At 62.6% G+C, this 21,208-nt stretch carries 20 protein-coding genes and 1 pseudogene; 13 read left to right on the top strand and 8 right to left on the bottom strand.

The window, feature by feature from the left end:
• Positions 1-62 precede the first annotated feature (62 nt).
• Positions 63-584, bottom strand: coding sequence for a MarR family winged helix-turn-helix transcriptional regulator (locus tag J2J98_RS05805; protein WP_207602601.1), 522 nt, complete (start codon positions 582-584; stop codon positions 63-65).
• Positions 585-672: 88 nt separating this feature from the next.
• Here J2J98_RS05805 and J2J98_RS05810 point away from each other — a divergent pair, with 88 nt between their 5' ends.
• The 3 genes from J2J98_RS05810 to J2J98_RS05820 are packed head-to-tail and all read left to right on the top strand — an operon-like array spanning position 673 to position 2,741.
• Positions 673-1,401, top strand: a complete 729-nt coding sequence (locus J2J98_RS05810; protein WP_138393627.1) for a DUF899 domain-containing protein — start codon at positions 673-675, stop codon at positions 1,399-1,401.
• Between the two features lie 43 nt (positions 1,402-1,444).
• On the top strand, positions 1,445-1,912 hold the full coding sequence (locus tag J2J98_RS05815; protein ID WP_064706554.1) for a DUF1579 domain-containing protein: 468 nt from the start codon (positions 1,445-1,447) through the stop codon (positions 1,910-1,912).
• Positions 1,913-1,961: 49 nt separating this feature from the next.
• Positions 1,962-2,741, top strand: coding sequence for a VOC family protein (locus tag J2J98_RS05820; RefSeq protein WP_207602602.1), 780 nt, complete (start codon positions 1,962-1,964; stop codon positions 2,739-2,741).
• Between the two features lie 139 nt (positions 2,742-2,880).
• Here J2J98_RS05820 and J2J98_RS05825 read toward each other — a convergent pair whose 3' ends face one another.
• Positions 2,881-4,407 (bottom strand): ABC-F family ATP-binding cassette domain-containing protein, encoded by a 1,527-nt coding sequence (locus J2J98_RS05825; RefSeq protein WP_207602603.1) that lies wholly within the window; start codon positions 4,405-4,407, stop codon positions 2,881-2,883.
• Positions 4,408-4,857: 450 nt separating this feature from the next.
• Positions 4,858-6,456 (bottom strand): ABC-F family ATP-binding cassette domain-containing protein, encoded by a 1,599-nt coding sequence (locus J2J98_RS05830; RefSeq protein ID WP_207602604.1) that lies wholly within the window; start codon positions 6,454-6,456, stop codon positions 4,858-4,860.
• Between J2J98_RS05830 and J2J98_RS05835 the strand changes: the two genes are divergently transcribed.
• A complete protein-coding gene (locus J2J98_RS05835; protein WP_207602605.1) occupies positions 6,455-6,664 on the top strand; it encodes a hypothetical protein in 210 nt (69 codons plus the stop codon). The genes J2J98_RS05830 and J2J98_RS05835 overlap by 2 nt on opposite strands.
• Before the next feature lie 129 nt (positions 6,665-6,793).
• Here J2J98_RS05835 and J2J98_RS05840 read toward each other — a convergent pair whose 3' ends face one another.
• Positions 6,794-8,353, bottom strand: coding sequence for a helicase HerA-like C-terminal domain-containing protein (locus J2J98_RS05840; RefSeq protein ID WP_207602606.1), 1,560 nt, complete (start codon positions 8,351-8,353; stop codon positions 6,794-6,796).
• 222 nt (positions 8,354-8,575) lie between these two features.
• Here J2J98_RS05840 and J2J98_RS05845 point away from each other — a divergent pair, with 222 nt between their 5' ends.
• The 3 genes from J2J98_RS05845 to J2J98_RS05855 all read left to right on the top strand — a co-directional run bounded on the left by J2J98_RS05845 (position 8,576) and on the right by J2J98_RS05855 (position 9,947).
• Positions 8,576-8,968, top strand: coding sequence for a hypothetical protein (locus J2J98_RS05845; protein ID WP_207602607.1), 393 nt, complete (start codon positions 8,576-8,578; stop codon positions 8,966-8,968).
• An 86-nt stretch (positions 8,969-9,054) separates the two neighbouring features.
• Entirely contained in the window at positions 9,055-9,510 is a 456-nt protein-coding gene (locus J2J98_RS05850; protein WP_138393621.1) for an NUDIX hydrolase, read from the top strand.
• Between the two features lie 119 nt (positions 9,511-9,629).
• Positions 9,630-9,947, top strand: a complete 318-nt coding sequence (locus tag J2J98_RS05855) for a hypothetical protein (protein WP_138393620.1) — start codon at positions 9,630-9,632, stop codon at positions 9,945-9,947.
• A gap of 7 nt (positions 9,948-9,954) precedes the next feature.
• Here the strand turns inward: J2J98_RS05855 and zwf are convergent, their stop codons facing one another.
• Both zwf and J2J98_RS05865 read right to left on the bottom strand, forming a co-directional pair.
• Positions 9,955-11,472 (bottom strand): glucose-6-phosphate dehydrogenase, encoded by a 1,518-nt coding sequence (gene zwf, locus J2J98_RS05860; RefSeq protein WP_207602608.1) that lies wholly within the window; start codon positions 11,470-11,472, stop codon positions 9,955-9,957.
• A 185-nt stretch (positions 11,473-11,657) separates the two neighbouring features.
• Positions 11,658-12,524, bottom strand: a pseudogene (locus tag J2J98_RS05865) (LysR substrate-binding domain-containing protein); the annotation flags it as partial.
• Positions 12,525-12,698: 174 nt separating this feature from the next.
• Here J2J98_RS05865 and speB point away from each other — a divergent pair.
• The 6 genes from speB (at position 12,699) to J2J98_RS05895 (ending at position 18,931) form a co-directional block, all read left to right on the top strand.
• A complete protein-coding gene (speB, locus tag J2J98_RS05870) occupies positions 12,699-13,757 on the top strand; it encodes an agmatinase (RefSeq protein ID WP_064706563.1) in 1,059 nt (352 codons plus the stop codon).
• Between the two features lie 104 nt (positions 13,758-13,861).
• Complete coding sequence (locus J2J98_RS05875; protein WP_207602609.1) at positions 13,862-14,944, top strand: ABC transporter substrate-binding protein; 1,083 nt, start codon at positions 13,862-13,864, stop codon at positions 14,942-14,944.
• Positions 14,945-15,004: 60 nt separating this feature from the next.
• Complete coding sequence (locus tag J2J98_RS05880) at positions 15,005-16,039, top strand: ABC transporter ATP-binding protein (protein ID WP_207602610.1); 1,035 nt, start codon at positions 15,005-15,007, stop codon at positions 16,037-16,039.
• Positions 16,036-16,893 carry an ABC transporter permease gene (locus J2J98_RS05885; protein WP_064706566.1) on the top strand — a complete coding sequence of 286 codons (858 nt, stop codon included), beginning with the start codon at positions 16,036-16,038 and terminating at the stop codon, positions 16,891-16,893. Before J2J98_RS05880 ends, J2J98_RS05885 begins: the two co-directional genes overlap by 4 nt.
• The gene (locus J2J98_RS05890) at positions 16,890-17,687 is read left to right on the top strand and encodes an ABC transporter permease (protein ID WP_207602611.1); all 798 of its coding nucleotides are present in this window, start codon (positions 16,890-16,892) and stop codon (positions 17,685-17,687) included. The genes J2J98_RS05885 and J2J98_RS05890 overlap by 4 nt, the downstream gene beginning before the upstream one ends.
• A gap of 224 nt (positions 17,688-17,911) precedes the next feature.
• Positions 17,912-18,931 (top strand): Ldh family oxidoreductase, encoded by a 1,020-nt coding sequence (locus tag J2J98_RS05895; RefSeq protein ID WP_375337102.1) that lies wholly within the window; start codon positions 17,912-17,914, stop codon positions 18,929-18,931.
• Positions 18,932-19,056: 125 nt separating this feature from the next.
• Here the strand turns inward: J2J98_RS05895 and tam are convergent, their stop codons facing one another.
• Both tam and J2J98_RS05905 read right to left on the bottom strand, forming a co-directional pair.
• On the bottom strand, positions 19,057-19,827 hold the full coding sequence (gene tam, locus J2J98_RS05900) for a trans-aconitate 2-methyltransferase (protein ID WP_207602613.1): 771 nt from the start codon (positions 19,825-19,827) through the stop codon (positions 19,057-19,059).
• 75 nt (positions 19,828-19,902) lie between these two features.
• On the bottom strand, positions 19,903-21,183 hold the full coding sequence (locus J2J98_RS05905; protein ID WP_207602614.1) for a hemolysin family protein: 1,281 nt from the start codon (positions 21,181-21,183) through the stop codon (positions 19,903-19,905).
• Positions 21,184-21,208: the final 25 nt, after the last annotated feature.

The raw sequence follows: 21,208 nt of genomic DNA on the forward strand, positions 1-21,208 counted from the left end.
CGTGGGGCTTAACCGGGTATCAGCATGCAAGTTTGAACAGCGGCGGATCACTCCAGCTCGCCTTATGCCCCCATAGTACGCCCGCTTCGAGGTGGGCGGCGGGATGACCCAGACCGTTTCGGCGTTTCCACCGTCACCCCCGACAGCGCCTGCAGGTCCTGCCGGAGCCGCGCCGCGCCGCCGTCCGGCGGCGTGCGGTCGAGAACGGCATGCGTGCTCTCCCAGATCGGCAGCGCCCGCGCCAGTGCGGCCTTGCCTTCGGCGGTAAGGCTGAGCAGCCGGCCGCGCCGGTCCCTGGGGTTCTCCATTACCACCACCCAGCCCTTGCGCTGTAAGGGCTTCAGCGCCGCCGTCAGCGTCGTCTGGTCCATGGCGAGCAGGGCGGCGACCGGCCCCATCGGCGGCGGTTCCGGCCGGTTCAGTGACATCATCAGCGAAAACTGTCCGTTGGTAAGCCCGGCCGGCCGCAGCGCATCGTCGAACAGCCGGGCAAGCGCTCGCGCCGCCCGCTGCACATGCAGGCAGAGGCAGGTGTCGCGCACCATCAGCGTCGTGGAAAAGGGAATCTCGATCGAATTTGACATGACTATTTTCTATTGATATCAATGTAATTAGTCAAGGAGAAGGAGATGAGCCGGCTTCACCGGCAGGCGCCGGAGGAGGGCGCATCCCATGCAGAATGAGGTTGTTTCCCGCGAGAAATGGCTTGAGGCCCGCCGCGCCCTGCTCTTGAAGGAAAAGGAGGCGACGAGGCTGCGCGACAGTATCAACGCCGAGCGCATGGCGCTGCCCTGGGTGAAGGTCGACAAGGATTACATCTTTGACACGCCCGAAGGCAGGAAATCGCTCGCCGATCTCTTCGATGGTCGCAGCCAGCTGCTGATCTATCATTTCATGCTTGGGCCGGACTGGGAGGCCGGCTGCACCGGCTGCTCCTTCCTGTCTGATCATGTGGATGGCGCCCTGCCGCATCTCAACAACCACGACGTCACCTGGGTCGCCGTTTCCCGTGCGCCGCTCCACAAGATCGCCGCCTACAAGAGGCGCATGGGCTGGAAATTTCCATGGGTCTCGTCCTTCGGCAGCGATTTCAATTTCGACTATCACGTTTCTTTCAGCCAGGAGGATCTTGCCAAAGACAAGGTCTTCTATAACTTCACTGCCATCGAGCCGGCCGAGGCCCATGACGAACTGCCTGGCCTCAGCGCCTTCTACCGCAATGACAAGGGCGAGATCTTTCATACCTATTCGAGCTACGCCCGCGGCCCGGAAGAACTGATCGGCACTCTGATGATCCTCGACCGCGCGCCGAAGGGCCGCAACGAGGGGGCCATAATGGATTTCGTCCGCCGGCATGACGAATATGAGGATGCCGCCAAGGCGCAGTCCTGCTGTCACTGAGCATTCAAATGTCTGGAATATCGTCATTCGAAGGGAGAAGAGGATGATGAAGACCGCCGAAGTGCTGAAGGAGCATTCCTTTTTGGAGAGATTGGTCGGCGACTGGAGCGTCACCGCTCCCGAAATGTCCGACGGCAAGGACTGGACGGAGACCGTCCGTTCGCTGCACGGCATCTGGTTCGTCGCCGAAGGAACCGGCCCCATGCCGGATGGCAAGCAGGCCACCACGATCCTGACGCTCGGTTACAACGCCGAGAAAGGCAAGTATGTCGGCAGCTGGATCGGCAGCATGATGGATTATATGTGGGTCTATGAGGGCGAGGTCGACGCCTCCGGCAATGTGCTCGACCTCTATACGACGGGACCCGACTTCAACGGCGAGGGCCTCGCCGACTACCGCGAGCGGATCACCTTCATCGATGACCATCGCCGCACTTTCACCTCCAGCGCCAAGCAGGCCGACGGCTCCTGGAAGCAGTTCATGGAAGCGCATTACACCCGCAAAATCTGACAATCAGGGCGCCCTACGCAGCGAAAGGCGTCAGAAGAGGGAGAGAGTGATGTCCAAGACGCATGGAAAGTTCATCTGGTGTGAGCTGATGACCCCCGACACCTCGTCCGCCGCGAAATTCTACAGTTCCGTCGTCGGCTGGACCACCTCGGAAATGAAGGTGGAGGGCATGCCGACCTACACGGTCTTCGAGGCGAACGGCATCGGCGTCGCCGGTCTGATGGAGTTTCCCGCCGAGCTTGAAGCCCAGGGCATTCCGCCGAACTGGACGGGTTATGTCGGCGTCGACGATGTCGATCAGACGGCAAGGGATTTCGCCGCCAATGGCGGCGCGGTCCGCCGGCCGCCGCAGGATATCCCGACCATCGGCCGTTTCGCCGTCGTCGCCGATCCGGATGGTGCCGTCATCTGCATCATGACGCCGGCGCCGATGGAACAGACCTGGCCGGAACTCGCCCCCGACGCGCCCGGCAACATCGGCTGGCACGAACTCTATGCCGGCAACGGCAAAGATGCGCTTGCCTTCTACACCAAGCTCTTCGGCTGGACGAAGGACAGCGAGATGGATATGGGGCCGATGGGTGTCTATTACCTCTTCGCCCATGACGGCCGACAGACCGGCGGCATGATGACCAAGCCGGACAGCATGCCGATGCCATTCTGGTGCTACTACTTCATCGTGCCAGCGCTTGACGCTGCGATCGAACGCGTCACCTCGGGCGGCGGCAAGGTCGTCAACGGCCCGATGGAGGTCCCCGGCGGCAGCTGGATCATTCAGGCCACGGACCCCCAGGGCGCCTTCTTCTGCCTGGTGGCGCCGAAGCGGTAATGTTTTCGGTGTGTCGTTGACGGTGCATCGTGTGGCCAGCCCTCATCCGGCTGCCGCCACCGACGGAGGTCGAGCCACGGGTCGGAACCAATGGCTCGACCGCGGTAGGGCTAGGGTGAGGGGCAGTGCCAGACACCCATCATCCCCGCGATCCCACAGAAGCAAAGAACCCCTCCGGGCTCTCCACCTCCACCAGCCGCTTCCTTTCGATCAGCCAGAAGCGGTTGCCGACCGTCCGCACGAAACTGCGGTCGTGCGATACCAGTAGGCAGCTCGCCTCATGCGCAGTCAATTCGTTCTCCAGCGCTTCCTGCCCCTCGATATCGAGGTGGTTGGTGGGCTCATCGAGCAGATATAAGTTCGGCTCCGTCAGCCGCAGCACCAGCATTCCGAGCCGCGCCTTCTGGCCGCCGGAAAGCTGGCCGATCGGTCTTCCCTGCATGTCGATAGTCATGCCGGCGCCGGCGAGCAGTGCCCGCGCCCGCTGGTCGCCGACATCGAAGCGGCGGATGATCGTGCCGATCGGCGTATCCTTGTCGGCAAGATCGGCAAGCGCCTGGTCGCCATAGCCGAGAACCAGCGAGGGCGTCGCCTTGATGCCGTCCTGCGCCATTTCCGTCTTCTCGATCGCCTGTTTCAGCATCGATACCAGCCGTGACTTGCCGGCGCCGTTGAGGCCGAGGAGCACGATTCTGTCGCCCTGGCAGATGAACTGCCGGCCGGTTCTGAACAGCAGCGTCCCATCCGGAGTCGTCACCGCCGCGTCTTCCAATGTGACCAGCACTTTGGCATGCGTGCCGCGGTTGGACAGGCGGATGGCGCCGGCCGAACGTTCGAGGTGCGCCGGTCTTGCCGCATCCTCCAGCTTCTCCGCCCGCTGCTTCAGTTGCTTCGTCTTGACGACGAGCAGGTCGCTGCCGGAATTGACGCCGATATTATTGAGTTTGGCGGCCTGCTTGCGCAGCTGCTCCGCCGCCTTCATGTCGCGCTCGTACCGGCGTGCCTCCGAGGCGTCGATCTCGTCGAGGGCGGCGCGTGCCCTGCTATAGGGGAGCGCAAAGACCGGCGATTGCTCCGGCCGCAGGAACAGCGTCCGGTTGGTCGTCGCATCGAGGAAGGCGCGGTCGTGGCTGGATAGGATGACCGGCACGTCGCGCGGCAGCGCATTCAGCCAGCTTTCCAGCTGCGCGATCTTTTCGAGGTCGAGATGGTTGGTCGGCTCGTCGAGCAGAAGCACGTCGGGCTCGGTCACCCAGCTGCGGGCAAGCAAGGCGAGCCGCTGCCACCCGCCGCTCAATTGCTTCACCGGCCGGCTGCGCATGGTCTCCGGTACCTCCAACGATTCCAGCACGACGTCGACGCGCCAGCTCTCGCTTTCGGCCTGATCGGCGGGCAACGCCTGCAGCACCGCATCATGGAACGGCGTGTCGAAAAGTGCGCCGGGCACATTCTGCGCGACATGGCCGATGGTGAGCCCGCGCGCTCTGGTGATCTCGCCCTCGCTCGGCTCCAGCGCGCCGATAATGCAGGCAAGAAGGGTGGATTTTCCGCGGCCGTTGGCGGCGACGAGGCCGATGCGGTCTCCGGAATTGACGACGAGACTGAGGTTGGAAAACAACGGATTGCCCAGCGTCACGCCGAGATTGCGGATATTGATGAGGGTCATGTTCGTTCTCTGGTCCTGACCGGGGCAGGCGCAATCGGTGGCATCAGGCCATCACGGATTGCGTCTTTCGCGCCCGGGAATGAGAGGAATGCGCACAGTCAGCTGACGGCAGCGCATCGGCCACGAAGGGCAGACCAGGAAGAGATGTCGAAAAGCGTCTCTGGTCAGCCCTGCAAACGCATTTGCAGGGCGTCGACGGGACCACGCTGGCGATGATGCCGGAAATAATATTGCATGACGTGATCCTCCTTTCTCGAAAGGATTGCAGTTGGGAAATACCATTGCCCGCCAAAAGAGGCAAGGAGGCGCAGGCACGCCGATTTGGGATGGCGCCACGCTCGGCTCTCACGAGAGCCTCATCCTGAGGTGGCCCCGCAAGGGCCTCGAAGGACGAGGCGGGTGTGTCGGCGTCAGGTGCTACCGGCGGGAAGCGCTACCGTTATCCGGAAATCACCCCGCCGGATCACCGCCGCTCCGCAATTCCAGCCGCCGCGTTATACCGATATTTTCGAGAAACGTCTCGTCGTGGCTGACGACCATCAGCGCCCCGTCATAGGTGCTGAGACCCGCCTCGACCGCCGATATCGAGTCGATGTCGAGATGATTGGTCGGCTCGTCGAGGATCAGCAGCGGCGGCGGTGCGGCTCCAAGCGTGCAGGCAAGGCCGGCGCGCAGCAATTGACCGCCGCTGAGGCTCGAAACCGTCTGCAGCGCCGCATCGGCCCTGAACATGAAGCGGGCAAGCGCGGCCCGGCAGGTGTTTTCATCGGCGTGCGGATTGATCCGGCGGAAATTGTCCCTGATGGAGGCCGATGGATCGAGAAGGCCGACCTTCTGGTCGAGCATCGCGAAACCGGTCATCACGGCCACCGTGCCGACCCAGGCACTGAGCTCGCCGGTGATGAGCGCGAGCAGCGTCGTCTTGCCCGAGCCGTTCGGCCCCGTGACGGCGATGCGTTCCGGTCCCGTCACGTCGAAGGAGAGATCTGATATGACAGGTTCATCAGGCCGGTAACCTGCCGTCACGCGATCGATCTTCAGCACGATCCTGCTGGCCGGCAGCCCCGTCGGCGGCAAGCTCACCGACAATGGCTGGAGGATCTCGATCTTCTCGCGCGCCGCCTTGGTCTCTTCAAGGGCCTGGGCGCGCCTTCGTTCGGCAAGACGCGCACTGTCGCCCCCTGTGGTTTCGCTCCGCTCCTTCATGCCGCCGAGCATGATGCGCGGGATGCCGCCCTTGGCGGCCATCTTCCGCCCGGCGCTATCCCTGTGTGCCTGACGCTCCACATTCGCCTGCGCTTTCCTGGCAACCTCGGCCATGCGTCTTTCGGCATCGGCAAGATCATGCTGTGCGGCGGCAAGCTCAAGAGCCTTGCGCTCGCGGTAATGGCTCCAGTTGCCGCCGTAGCGCGTCGTGCCAAGCGACGTCAGCTCGACGATCTGATCGACGCTTTCGAGCAATTCCCGGTCATGGCTGACGATGACCGCGCCGGCCCGCCAGCCTGAAATCAGCGCGATCACCGCCTCGCGGCCTTCGCGGTCGAGATTGTTCGTGGGTTCGTCGAGCAGCAGGAAATCCGGTTCGCTGAAGATAAGTGCGGCAAGCGCGGCGCGGGTGCGCTGCCCGCCAGAGAGTGCGGCAAGCAGCGTCCGCGGCTCTGCGTCGAGCCCCGTCCGGTTGAGCGCGGCTGCGAGGCGCGCCTCCAGCGTCCAGTCCGCCGAGGCAAGCTCGTCGGCCGTTGCCTCGCCGGCTTCGGCGCGACGAAGAAGCGCAAGCGCCCTCGTCACGCCGAAGAGATCGGCGATGGTCTCTTCGGCTGCGACCTGAACGCTTTGACGCAGCACCCCGAGGCTGCCGTTGATCGATACCGACCCGGAATGCGGCCGGATATCGCCGGAGACAAGTTTCAGCAGCGTCGTCTTGCCGACGCCGTTGCGCCCGACAAGACCGCTGCGGTCACTGCCGAAACTGAGATTGAGATTGGAAAAAAGCGGCCGCCCGTCAGGTGTGGCCCAGGAAATTTGCGAGAGAGTGATGGATGCAGGCATGGATATGGATTTCCCCGTTGGCAAGGCGAACTGGCATTGCGATCGGGTTGAAATCCATTGCGGCACACATCCTGTTGAAATGGTCGATGGCGGGCAATTTAGGGAAGAAACGCCGAAGGTTCAAGATAAAGTGGTGAACTTGCCGCCCGGCTTTCTCGGCCGGCTTCGTCCTGAGATTACCTCACACACCCTAACCCTCTTCCCTTAAAAACGTGGCGAGAGCGGACATGTCATACCAGAACGGAAGTGAGCGGAGAGGGTGAAGCATATCCTATGCCCTGCCTGCGGTGGACCGATGGGAGGGGTAGAGACCCGGGGCACTGCAAGACCGCCGAACCTACCGCTTCAAGCTCCCCAGGATCCCGCGCACCAGTGCCCGGCCGACCTGGGTGGCGACCGTTCGGGCGACGCTCTTCATCGCCGCCTCCATCACCGTTTCGCGCTGGTAGCCGGAAGACCTGCCGCGTGATTGGCCACGGCCCTGGCGGTTGTCCTCATCGCCGCCGAAGCCCGGCAGGCTCCAGCCGGAGGTCGTGCCCGGCTGCTCTGCCGCTTCTGCCTGCGCCCGCTTGGCGGCCTCGGCTTCAGCCGCCTTTTTGGCGCGCGCCGTCAGCATTTCGAAGGCGGATTCGCGGTCGACGTCCTCGTCATAGGCGCCGAGAACGGGGCTCTTGTCCATCACCTGCTGGCGCTCGCCATCGGTCAGCGGGCCGACGCGGCCGGACGGCGGGCGGATCAGCGTGCGCTCGACGATCGACGGCGCACCCTTGGCCTCCAGGGTCGAGACCAGCGCCTCGCCAGTGCCAAGATTGGTAATGATCGTGGCGCAGTCGAAGGCCGGGTTCGGCCGGAACGTCTCGGCGGCCGTCTTCACCGCCTTCTGTTCGCGCGGCGAATAGGCGCGCAGCGCATGCTGGACGCGGTTGCCGAGCTGGGCGAGCACCGTTTCCGGCACGTCGAGCGGGTTCTGCGTCACGAAATAGACGCCGACGCCCTTGGAGCGGATCAGCCGCACCACCTGCTCGACCCGTTCGATCAGCACCTTCGGCGCGTCGTTGAAGAGCAGATGGGCTTCGTCGAAGAAGAAGACGAGTTTCGGCTTTTCCGGATCGCCCACTTCAGGCAGTTCCTCGAACAGCTCCGACAGCAGCCAGAGCAGGAAAGTGGCGTAAAGGCGCGGATTCATCATCAGCTTGTCGGCGGCAAGCACCGAGATCTGGCCGTAGCCATTGTTGCTGGTGCGCATGATGTCGGATATCTTCAGCGCCGGCTCACCGAAGAAATGCTCGGCACCCTGCTGTTCGAGCACGAGCAGCGCCCGCTGGATCGAGCCGACCGAGGCCCTGGAGATCAGGCCGTACTGGCTGGAGAGCTCGGAGGCGTTCTCGCCCATATAATTCAGGAGCGAGGTGAAATCCTTGAGGTCGAGCAGCGGCAGCCCGGCTTCGTCGGCGATCTTGAAGGCGATGTTGATGACGCCTTCCTGCGGCTCGGAGGCATCCATCAGCCGGGCGAGCAGCAGCGGCCCCATCTCGGCGACGGTGGTGCGCACCCGGTGGCCCTTCTGCCCGAACAGATCCCAGAAAATCACCGGGAACTGGTCGAACTCATAATCGGCAAAACCGATCTGTTCGGCCCGCTTGGTGAGGAAGTCCTTGGGCTCGCCCCTGGCGGCGATGCCGGACAGATCGCCCTTGATGTCGGCCGCAAAGACCGGCACGCCGGCCCGGGAAAAGCCTTCCGCCAGCACCTGCAGCGTCACCGTCTTGCCGGTGCCGGTGGCGCCGGTGACGAGGCCGTGGCGATTGCCGAATTTCAGGTCGAGATATTCCGGCTTGTTGATGCTGTCGTCGGGATTGCGGCTCGCGCCGATGAAAATCCTGCCGTCCTCGATCATCCCCAGTGCTCCCTTCGGCTCTGCCGCCATTTGCTGAGAAGGCCTGGCCTTACGCCGCCTTCATCGAACCATCGTTTCCCTGTTATAAGCAGGCAGCCGGATGCGGACAACTGTCTGTCTCGGAAGCAAAAGCGGATGAAAGCCTCGTGGTAACCCTGGCTTGAGTTGCGCTCGAATCTCGACTAACGTTGACGTTAACGTCAAAATGACAGGAGGCTGACGATGAATGAAATTGTGACTGAAATCGCCGATCGCGTGGGTATTGCCCCGGAGCAGGCGGAGAAGGCGCTCGGCATGATGCTCGGCTTCCTGCAGCGCGAGGCCGCTGATGGCCCGGTCGCGCGGATGATCGAAGCAATTCCCGGCGGCGCCGATCTCGTCGCCCAGTTCAATGGCGCAGGTGAGGGCGGCGGCGGCCTGCTCGGCGGATTGATGAGTTCGCTCGGCGGTGGCGGCATCATGGGGCTCGGCCAGCAGCTGATGGGCGAGGGCCTCGGCATGGGCGAGATCACCTCGCTCGCCAAGGAGACCATCGCGATCGCCAAGCAATATGCTGGCGAAGAGCTTGTCGACGAAGTCGTCGCCTCCGTCCCCGGCCTCAGCCAGTTCGTCTGAACGAGGACAGAACGGCAAGAGCCCCGTGGCAACGCTGCGGGGCTTTACTTTTGTCGCTCCCTGAGCTCTCAAGATGGATGAACTGCATGACCGTCTGGCGCCCGCCGCAGCAGATCAGGGTGAAAGTGATCGGCCTTGCCTGGCGGGAGAACCGGCTGCTAGCCGCGGAAGTGGAAGATGACAACGGCCGCATCAAGGGTGTCCGGCCGCTCGGCGGCTCGATCGAATTCGGCGAGACACGCGAACGGGCCCTGCACCGCGAAATCCGGGAGGAGCTCGGGACGGAAATCCGCATCGTCGGCCCCTGGCATCTTCTCGAAAACATCTTCGAACACCATGGCGCACTCGGCCACGAATTCATCTTCGCGGCCGATATCGAACTGGCGGATAAAACCCTCTACGAGTGCGATGAGATCCGCTATTGCGAGCTGGATGAGACGGCGGCGACGGCACGCTGGTTCGGCCGCGACATGCTGCGGGACACCGCGCTTGAACTCTATCCCACGGGTCTCGAGACGGTGCTGTCGCGCTGGCGTGATTGAGCCCAAGGACGGTTTTGTTCTGCTCGCCAAACTTTGATCGTCCGTACTCGCTCCATAGGGAACAAGGGGCGCAGGATCGCTGTTTCTGTTGCATCGCCGACACCAGAAGGAACAGCATCATGCGCAGGTTCATTGCAGCAACGTCGATCGCTCTCCTCAGCCTCTCCGCCCCGGTTCTGGCCCAGTCGAACATGGGCATGGATGCCAGCGGCCGGATCGATGGCACGCCGCCGCTCGGCACCGCGCCGGGCGCCGAGACGCAAAGCGGGCTGATCATCCCGCTCGACTCGATCGAAACCGGCAGCATCGACAACGGTGTCCCGGCCGGTCCCGTCGACTGGGCGCGCTGCCCGCCGCGCAAGGCACGCGGCGCGCTTGCCACGCAGGGCGGCAATAGCGGCGCCTCCGTCAGCCCCGCATGCCGCGAAGGTCAGTAGGCGGGCTCTATTTGTCCTTCTTGCTCTCGTGGTGCAGGATGACGCCGAGTTCATGCCATTTGCGTCCGTCGCGCTCGATGAGCTCGTCGGCGCAGGTTGGCCCCATGCTGCCAGGCGCGTAAGCTTCGGGCGTGCTCGGGTCCTTGCTCCAGATGTCGAGGAAGGGCTGCACCGCCGCCCAGCCGGCCTCGATGCCGTCAGCGCGCTGGAACAGCGTCTGGTCGCCGATGAAGAGGTCGTAGAGCAGCGACTCGTATCCGGTGGTCTTGCCAATGTCGAATTTGTCGGCATAGCGGAAGTCGAGCGACACCGGCGTCGTATCGACCGAAAGCCCCGGCGACTTGATCGAGATCTCCATGCTCATGCCCTCGTCCGGCTGCACCTGGATCACCAGCCGGTTCGGCGGCAGGCGTCGATTGACCTCGGTTTCCCGGAACTGCGCGAAGGGCACCGGCTGGAAGGTGATGACGATCTCCGTGTCGCGCGCCGTCATTGCCTTGCCGGTTCTGAGGTAGAAGGGCACACCCGCCCACCGCCAGGTATCGGCATAGAGCTTCAGCGCCACGAAGGTCTCGGTCCGGCTGTCGGGTGAGACGTCCCTGCTGTCGCGATAGGCCGGAAGCTCGACGCCATTGAGCGGGCCGGCCGCATAGGCGCCGCGCACGCCATGCGTCTTTGCCTCCTCGGGCGTATAGATGCGCAAGGCCTTCAACACTTTGCTCTTCTCATTGCGGATAGCTTCGGCATCGAAGCTGTTCGGCGGCTCCATGGCGATCATCGCCAGCAGTTGGAAGAGATGGTTCGGCACCATGTCGCGCAGCGCGCCTGTGGCGTCATAGAATTTGCCGCGGCTGCCGACATCGACGATCTCGGCGGCGGTGATCTGCACATGGTCGATATAGCGGCTGTTCCACAGCGATTCGATGATCATGTTGGCGAAACGCGCCGTCATCAGGTTCTGCACCGTCTCCTTGCCGAGGAAGTGGTCGAGCCGGTAGACTTGGCTTTCGTTGACTTGGGCGAGGATTTGCGCATTGAGCGCCCGCGCCGAGGCGAGATCGGTGCCGAACGGCTTCTCGATGGCGACGCGGCGAAAGACGCCGTCGCTTTCATCGGTCAGCCCATGGGCGGCAAGTTTCTCGACGATCGTGCCGAAGAAGGACGGCGGCACCGCGAGGTAGAAGGCGGCATTGGCGTTCGGTCCCAGCCGTTCGCCGATCTCGACGAAAACATCCTCCCTGGTGAAATCGCCCGACATATAGGAAATGCGTTGGCGCAGGCTCTCCCAGGCCTCGTCCTTCTCCGTCTGTTCCTCGCCGTTCAGATGATTGAGAAAGGCATCGAGCCGCCCGCGCAGGAATTCGTCGTCGCCCGGCTCGATGCCGATGCCGAGGATATTGAGATCCTCACCGACGAGGCGCTGGCGCGTCAGGTTGATGATCGCCGGCACCAGCAGGCGGCGCGTCAGGTCGCCCGTCGCGCCGAAGATGACGAGGGTGACCGGCGGGGTAGGGGCAGCGTGCATGTGTCTCATCTCCGAGATTGTGCGGCCGACTATAATGCCTGCCGGTTTCGCCGCAACATAGGCGGCGAGGGGTAACAGGCATTTGACGGCGACGCGGGTGCCGCGGCCAGGTGGGTTGCAAGGAGTGCGGCGATGTCCCGTTTGGCGCTCAGCCCAGCTCCCCTCGACCATACTCAGTTGCGGACGAGCGAAGCATAGAACCAGTCGATGAAGACGCGAACGATTGGCGTAGCATGAGCCTCCGTTCGGCAGGCCACATAGACCGCGTCGTTGGCCGGAACCCTAAGTTCGAATGGCGCGATCAGCTCGCCACGCGCAATCATGTGTGCGGTGGTGATGTTGTCTCCGAGCGCAACGCCATGACCGTGCATGGCGGCCTCGATCGAAAGGCGCGCGTCGCTCATCATGTGCTGGCGCGCCGGCAGCGCAATGCCGGCGGCGGTCAGCCAGGTGTTCCACTCATTGCCGCGATCGGCGTGCAGCAGCATATGGTCGCGCAGGTCGCGCGGGGAGCGCAGTGGACGCCTGTTCATGAGCGCCGGGCTGACGACAGGGAAGAGCTCCATCCGGCTCCACAGGCGCGACCAATAATTGGGCCAGTTGCCGCCGCCGTAGAGAATGCACAGGTCGACATTCGGGGAGCTCAGATTGTTCGGGTCGTTCGAGGCGCGCAGGTCGAGCTGGATGTCGGGATATTGATCGGTGAATTCCTGCAGCCGCGGGATAAGCCACAGCGACAGTACTGCCGCAACACAGGTCACGCGCAGCGTGCCGCCGGTCGCGGGCCGGGTCATCGCGGCTTTCGCTGCTGCGATGTCCGAAAATGCGTTGGAAACGACCGGCATCAGCAACGCGCCCTGGCTTGTAAGCTTCAGCCATTTGCCGCCCCGTTCGAACAGGCGCACGCCTAGGGATTCCTCTAATGTGCGTATCTGATGGCTGATCGCGCCGTGGGTGACATTCAACTCGCGACCCGCCGCGGAAACTGATCCATGGCGGGCGGTTGCCTCAAACGCGCGTAGCGGATTGAGGGGCGGCAGACGGCTGGACATGAGACAAAGACCTGTGAGAAAAACTTGCATGAAACTGTAGATTAATATCAATTGCTTTTCCAGCGAGCTTGCCGTTCAATCACTGAGAGAAGCCATCGGCCTCTGCGGCAAAGCTGCAGCCGAGGACCGATTTGCCATCCTGATCGCAACATCGTCACCCTCAAGAAGGCCGTCATGTCCTGGAATGAAACCAAGCTTTCCGAACTCCGAGCGAGATATGGCGACAGCCACGGCGGTGAGCTGCACCATCCTGAGTTCCGCAAGGTCGCGGAGAAGATCTTCAACAAGAGCGGCACCCGGCTCGCGCCCTATTCGGGAATCCCGACATTCCTCTCCGCCCCGCTGATGCAGGTCGACAACGAGAATCCGGATTTCGGTGATCTGCAGGTCGCGATCCTCGGCGTGCCGATGGATCTGGGCGTGACGAACCGCCCGGGCTCGCGCTTCGGACCGCGCGCGTTGCGCGCCATTGAGCGTATCGGGCCTTATAACCATGTGCTCGGCTGCGCGCCGGTTCAGGAACTGCGCGTGGCAGACATTGGCGATGTGGCGTTTCAGAGCCGTTACCGGCTGGAATTGTCGCATGAAGATATCGAAAAACGCGTCGCGCAGATCGTTGCCGCAGGTGTGCTGCCGCTCTCGGTAGGCGGTGACCACTCGATCACTCATCCGATTCTGAGGGCCGTCGGCAAGGAGCGGCCGGTCGGCATGATCCATATCGACGCCCATTGCGATACCGGCGGTGCTTACGACCTGACCAAGTTCCACCACGGCGGGCCGTTCCGCAACGCCGTGCTCGACGGTGTGCTCGACCCGACGCGCGTGATTCAGATCGGCATTCGCGGCTCGGCTGAATATCTCTGGGAGTTTTCTTACGCCTCGGGCATGACGGTGATCCATGCCGAGGAGATCTCGGCAATGGGCATCCCTGCAATCATCGAAAAGGCGAAGGCCGTCATCGGCGATGGGCCGACCTATCTTTCCTTCGACATCGACAGCCTCGATCCGTCTTTCGCGCCGGGCACCGGAACGCCGGAGATCGGCGGCTTCACCACCCGCGAGGCGCTGGAGCTCATCCGGGGGTTCAAGGGCGTGAACCTGGTCGGTGGCGATGTCGTCGAGGTCGCGCCCCAGTATGACGCCACCACCAACACAGCCCATGCCGGCGCGCAGATGCTGTTCGAAATATTGAGCCTGATGGCGTTCAGCCCGGCAATCCGCCGTGCCACCTGACGGGCCTGGCCGCAGCTCAAGGCCAGGAACGAAAAGAAGGCCGCAAAGGCCTCGAATACATTGAAAGAGGGAAGCGGCGTGCCGCATCGGTTAGGAGAAAGACGATGACGAAATTGACAATGAACCGCCGCACCGTGCTCGGCGTCGGAATAGGTGCTGGTGTAGCCATGTTGGCAATGCCCAATGTGCTGCGCGCTCAGGACAAGTCGCTGAAGGTCGGTGTTTATGGCGGCTATTTCAAGGACTCATTCGACAAGAACATCTTTCCGGAGTTCACCAAGGCGACCGGCATAGCGGTCGAATCCGTCGCAGAGCCGACCGGCGAGGCCTGGCTGGTGCAGATGCAGCAGGCAGCCAAGGCAGGCCAGGCGCCGGCTGACGTTTCCATGATGTCGCAGGTGTCGATGCGCAAGGGTCAGGCCACAGAGCTCTGGGCTCCGCTCGACCTCGCCAAGATCAAGAATTCCAGCAACTTGCTTGAGCGCTTCATCAACAAATACCCGGATGGCCGCGTCGCCGGCATCGGCGCGGTCTCATGGTTCATCACCCTGGTCACCAACACCGATGTTTACAAGGAAGCGCCGACCAGCTGGACAGCGCTGTGGGACCCGGCCAATGCCGACAAGCTCGGTCTGCTGGCGCTCGTCTCCAACTCCTTCCTGCTCGACGTGACGGCAAAGACCTATTTCGGCGGCGCCCAGGCGCTCGACACTGAGGAGAACATCCTCAAGGTCTTCGCCAAGCTCGCCGAGCTGAAGCCGAATGTCCGCCTGTGGTATCGCGACGAGGCGCAGTTCGAACAGGCGCTAAAGTCGGGTGAAATTCCGATGGGACAGTATTATCACGACGTGACCGGCCTCGCCGCCGCGGACGGCCAACCCGTTCGCTCGACCTTCCCGAAGGAGGGCGGCATTCAGGACGCAGGCTCGTGGGCGCTGTCGAAGGCGTCGCAGAAGACGGAAGAGGCGCATATCTTCATCGACTATATGTGTCAGCCGTCCATGCAGGCCGTGCTGTCACGCAAGGTGGGCACCTCGCCAACGGTCAAGCGCGAAACGACCGACCTGAACGAGAAGGAATTTGCGGCGGTTTCCTCCGACATCGAACCGATCATTCCACACTACGACATGTACATCTCCAAGGCCGACTGGCTGAACGAGAAGTGGACGGAAATGATCGCCAGCTGACGCTCATCGTGCTTTCGCAGGCCCCGTTCAGGGGCCTGCCTTTCGGTCGGGAAGAGGCATATGTCGGGACTCACGCTTCAGAATATCGTCAAGGACTTCAGCGTCATTCGCGCCGTCGACAATGTCGACCTGACGGTGCCGCACGGCGCATTCGTCTGTCTGCTCGGCCCCTCCGGCTGCGGCAAGACGACCTTGCTGCGCATGATCGCAGGTCTCGATCTGCCGACATCGGGCCGCATCACGCTCAACGGGAAAGACATCACCAGGACGCCGACGCACCAGCGTGAACTTGGCATGGTGTTCCAGTCGCTGGCGCTGTTCCCGCACCTGACGGTGGGCGAGAATATCGCCTACCCACTGCGCATTCGCGGCCGTCCGAAGGACGAGCAGGCGAAGCGTGTCGAAGAGCTGCTGGCGATGATTTATTTGCCAGGCTACGCTGATCGCGCCGTGTCGAAACTTTCCGGAGGCCAGCGGCAGCGCGTCGCAATTGCAAGGGCACTGGCGATTTCGCCAAAACTCTTTCTGCTCGACGAGCCGCTGTCGGCGCTTGATGCCAAGCTGCGCGAAGCCATGCAGGTGGAGCTTCGCCAGCTTCATCAGCGGCTCGGCATCACCACGATCGCCGTCACGCACGATCAGCGCGAGGCGATGACCATGGCCGATACGGTCGTGGTCATGAACGGCGGTCAGATACGCCAGGCGGCGTCGCCGACCGAGATTTATCGCAGACCGGCAGACAGCTTCGTCGCGGATTTCATTGGCCAGACAAATCTGGTCGAGGCCAGGCGAGAGGGCGGCGCGGTCAGCATATTGGGGCAGCCGGTCGCCGACCTGTCGCTGTCGCCAGGGATCGAGCGCGCCACGCTCTCGATCCGGCCGGAAGACGTGCGCCTGGGCCCGCCGAAGGTCGGTGCACTGACGGGCGAGGTCACCTTCGTGCGCGATCTCGGCGGCGTCGTCGAAACCTTTGTCAATGTCGGCGGTCAGCAGTTCATTGCGGTCTCGACGCCGCGCGAGCGCCCCGATGTGGCGGTTGGCCAGACGGTGGGCATTGCGCTCACCGACAGGGACTGCGTGGTGCTCGACAAATGAGACGCGAAGCCCCCCAGACGCTTGGCGACTATGCCCCGCTAGCCTTCCCGGCGATCATGCTGATCGTCTTCTTCGTCGTGCCTTTCGGCACCATGATTTCCGTCAGCTTCTTCAAGCGCCAGCAGGGCGCCTTCTACACGCCTGATTTTGTCTTCGACAATTATGTCCGCTTCCTCTCTGCCTTCTTTGGCGGGGTGCTCAGCTTCTCGCTGATCCTTGCGATTGCGGTGGCCGTCATGTGTGTCGTTCTGGCCCTGCCTTTCACATATCTGCTCATCCGTATGAAGCGGAGCACCCAGGTGGTCTGGCTGGTCGCACTCCTTTCGATCCTGTCCCTTTCTGAGGTAATCATCGGTTTCGCCTGGTCGACGCTGTTTTCGCGGACGGCCGGCATCACCAACCTATTCGTGTGGCTCGGCCTCATGCAGCAGGCAGTCGCCCTGACACCGAGCATCGGGGCCGTTGTCACCGGCATGGTCTACCAGGCCTTCCCCTACACGGTCCTGGTCCTCTATCCCGCTCTGGTGCGGCTTGATCCGACGCTTTCGGAGGCCGCGCGTACGCTCGGCGCTTCGCCGGTCAAGGCATTCTTCACCGTCGTCGTGCCTGCGCTGCGCGATACGATCGTCGCCACGCTGATCATGGTCTTCATCTTCGCGCTCGGGTCCTATCTGTTGCCTCAACTGCTCGGCCGCCCGCAGCACTGGACTTTTTCCGTGCACATTACCGACCAGGCGATCTATCAATCGAACATGCCCTTCGCGGCTGCCATGGCGGTTTTCCTGGTGTTGGTCACACTGGCCCTTGTAGCGCTGACCCTGCTCGTTGGCCGCCGAGGAGGGGCGATCAAATGACTATTCTCCGCAACGTTCTTTTCGGGGTCGTCGGACTGTTTCTCGCTCTGCCGCTGATCGTCGTCGCCGGGGTGTCGGTCAACGCCAGGCAGAGCCTCACCTTCCCGCCGCAAGGCTTCTCGCCCGGCTGGTATGGTCAGATATTTCTCGACATGGAATGGCGCAACGCGCTGATCGCGTCGCTTGTGCTGGCGCTGTCGTCGGCGGCGCTGGCAGTGCTGATCGCCTTGCCGCTAGCCTGGTTCCTATGGCGCCGCTACGCGCCCTGGGCCAATATCTTTCAGTTGCTCGGCGTAGCGCCCTTTACCTTGCCGCCGGTTATCACGGCGCTCGGCCTGCTGACTTTCTGGGCCACGACCGGATTTTACGGCCAGTCCTGGACGGCGGTGATCGGCCACGCCATTTTCTTCGTCACGCTGCCGCTGGTAACCATTTCGCTCGGCTTTTCTGCGATCGACCGCTCGCTGGTAGAGGCCGCCTCGACCTTGGGAGGCGACGACCGCACGGTGTTCCGAACCATCGTTCTGCCACTGATCTCGCCGTACATCGTGTCGGGCTACGCTTTTGCCTTTGTACTGTCGCTCAACGAATACATCGTTGCCTACATGACGGTCGGTTTCACGATGGAAACGCTGCCGATCAAGATCTTCAATTCGCTGCGTTACGGCTACACTCCGACCATGGGGGCGGTGACGGTCCTGTTTGTGGCGACGGCAGCGATCGTCTTCAGCCTCGTCGCGCGCTTCGGCGACCTTCCGAAACTGCTGGGCGCGATGACGTCAAGCGAACCGTGATCGAGGCAACCCATCCCGCCACGGAACGCCGGTGCGTTCCGCAGTCCTTTTCTACGCGGCGGCGATCATTTGATGAACGTTCTGAATGCCGAACTGATAGCAACGATGGCGCAACTGGGTTGCAGGACGGTCGAAGACTTGCCACCGCGTCGGTGGCCGAAAGGCAGGACGGCGAAAGCCAAACTTGATCTCGGATGGAGAATTGTGTGACTGAAGCCGTTAGGATGAGCGTCGAAGCCCTGCAAAATCGAGTCGTTGCCATCTTCGAGCGCGCAGGCTTGAACAAGATCCAGGCGGTGGCTTTGGCCCATGTCATCGTGGCCGGTGAGCGCGATGCCTGCAAGTCGCACGGAATTTACCGCATCGAGGGTGCGCTGCGCACGGTAAAGGCGGGCAAGGTGAAGCCCGATGCCGCTCCTGTCCTTGCGCCGGATGACGGCAGCGCCATCGTCAGGGTCGACGCGCAGGGCGGTTTCGCCAGTGCGGCGTTTGAACTTGGCGTACCCGCCCTGGCGGAACGCGCCAGGCGGCTTGGCATCGCCGCCATGGTCATCAACGATTGCTCGCACTTCTCGGCCCTGTGGCCCGAGGTCGAGGCACTGACCGCGCATGGCCTGGCAGCATTGGTGATGTGCCCGAGCTATGCGACGGTTGCCCCATCCGGAGGCAGCAAGCCTCTGCTGGGCACCAATCCATTTGCCTTCGGCTGGCCTCGCAAGGACCAGCCGCCCTACGTGTTCGATTTTGCCACGTCGGTGGCGGCGCGCGGTGAGATCGAACTGCACCGCCGCGCTGGCAAGCAACTGTCGGACGGTTGGGCGATCGATGCTGAAGGCAATCCCACCACTGACCCGGTTGCTGCGCTCGAAGGCGCAATGATGCCCTTCGGCGGCCACAAGGGGTCCGCCATCGCCACCATGATAGAACTGCTCGCCGGAATCATGATCGGCGATCTCACCAGCCCCGAGGTTCTGGACTACCTCGGAACGACGACCTTGGCGCCGTTTCATGGCGAACTGATCATTGCAATATCACCCCAGAACTTCGCCAGGGGCCGCCCCGGCGATCCGTTCGCGCGCGCCGAAATCCTCTTCGAAACGATCGTCGGACAAGGCGCGCGGCTGCCATCGCAGCGCCGCTTCGCCGCGCGGATCAAATCGGAAGCCGAAGGGATCAGCCTGACTGCAGCGGAGATCGCCCAGCTGGATGCGCTGCTGGCTGGCGGACTGGCCGCCGTTAAATAAAGCACGTCGTTCGGAAATGCGCAGCGGTTTCGGGGCAATGACGGATCCATCGACCTCGGAATCTCATGTGCAATCCCTGCGAACTGTGAGCGCAAGGGTGCGAAGAGCATGCCGGGCGCAGCCGGTCATTTCTTCACCGCCACTATGAAAAGCCGCGGAAATCTGAGAAGTACCCGCCCGTCCGACAGCTTAGGATGGGCTTGTTCGACCCGCGCGAGGTAATCGGCGAGAAATGCCTCGCGATGCTCTTCGCCGGCACGGGCGAGATAGGGCATCAGCCCGGTTCCCTTGACCCATTCGACGATCGCCGCCGCATCGGCCATCGGGTGATTATAGATGGTGTGCCAGATGTCGACGCGCGAGGCTTTGGCGATCAGCCTGTCGTAATAGGCGGACGGCGGGGGCAGGGGGCTGCGGCGCACGCCCTTCGCCGCGAAGGCAGCCTTCCACGGGCCGGCATGGGAGGTCTCTTCCATCGCCAGGTGCGAGGGTTCTCCGAGATTGTCGGGCATCTGCACGGCAAGAACGCCGCCTTCGGAAAGCCCGTCCATCAGCCGGTCGAAGATGTCGAGATGATCGGGCAGCCACTGGAAGACCGCATTGGCAAAGAGCAGATCGGCCGGTTCGGCGGGTTGCCAGCTGGCGAGATCGGCTTCCACGAAGGCCGTTCCCGGCAGGCGCCTGCGCGCCGCTTCCAGCATATTTATGTCGCTGTCGAGGCCGGAGACGCCGGCAGCCCCAAAACGCTCGATAATGAGTTCGGTGGAATTGCCCGGTCCGCAGCCGAGGTCGACAGCGCGGCGAAGGTTCTGGAGCGGTACCTGCGCCAGAAGATCGCGCGCCGGTCGCGTGCGCTCGTCCTCGAACTTCACATATTGGCTGGCGGACCACGCCATTGCGATATCTCTCGATGTTCGGCCACGTCTTTCCTGTGGCGCATGCGGATCTTGTCGAAGTTGCGGCCGTCGAGCTCAGGTGCGATCTTCGGTCACAAGGATTTTGTCCACGCGCCTGCCGTCGAGATCAATGACCTCGAAGCGCCATCCATCCCTCGTGAAGCTCTCCCCCAATTCCGGCAAATGTTTCAGCTCCTCCAGCACCAGGCCGGCCACGGTCTGATATTCGAGATCGTCCTCGAGCTTGAGATTCAGGAACTCGGCGAATTCGTCGATCGGCGTCCAGCCGGATACGAGATAGGAACCGTCGTCTCGACGCGCGATGGCCTGCTCATCGATCGGCCCCTCCTGGAGCGCGCCCATGATCGCTTCCAGAATGTCGCCTGACGAAACAATCCCCTCGAAATGGCCGTATTCGTCAAACACCAGCACCATGTGAACAGGCGACTTCCTGATGGCTTCGATCACGCTGGTGGCGGTTGCAAGGTCTGAAACGACCGGAACGTCCTGCGTCAGAGCCTTGATGTCGACACTGCCGTGTTCGGACATCGAGTCGTAAAAATCTTTGACCGGAAGGATGCCGATCACCTCGTCGGAGCTGCCTTTGCGAACCGGCAATCGAGACCGTTTCGTTCGGTGCAACTGCGCCCGGATTTCATCGAGGCTGTCATCGATATCGATAATTTCGACGTCCCGTCGCGGTGTCATCAGCGCCCGGGCGGTGCGGTCCGCCAGCCGCATGACGCCTGAGATCATCGCTGACTCCTCGCTTTCGATAACACCCGCCGACTGCGCCTCGGCCAGAACGGTCTTGATCTCTTCGTCAGAGACGTTGTCACCGACTTTTCCTGTTTGGCCGAGGAGCTTGAGCACAAGATTTCCCGAGGCGTTGAGAAGCCAGACGAGAGGCAGCGCAATTTTTGAAAGCAGCGCCATGGCGGGCGCGACCCTCGCCGCAACCGCTTCTGGTTCCCGCAATGCGATCTGCTTTGGAACAAGCTCGCCGACGATCAGGGAAAGATAGGTGATTGCCACGACGACGGAACCGACGCCAATGGCGTCGGCGGCAGTCGACGACACCCCCTGAGCTTCCAGCCATCCAGCCAGGCGGCCCCCGAGCGTGGCGCCTGAGAAAGCGCCGGAGAGAACGCCGACCAGCGTGATGCCGATCTGAACCGTGGAGAGAAAGCGACCGGGGGTTTCGGCAAGTTTGATTGCTTGAGCTGCACCCTTGCTCCCATTGTCGGACAGAACCTTCAGGCGGGCCGTTCGAGAAGACACCACGGCGAGTTCAGACATGGCGAGCACACCATTCAAGATGGTGAGAAGCGCCACAATTCCAATTTCCAGAAACACAGGGACCCTATTCGTTGAGGTTTTG

The organism is Rhizobium bangladeshense (genome assembly GCF_017357245.1).
GTDB classification, from domain to species: domain Bacteria; phylum Pseudomonadota; class Alphaproteobacteria; order Rhizobiales; family Rhizobiaceae; genus Rhizobium; species Rhizobium bangladeshense.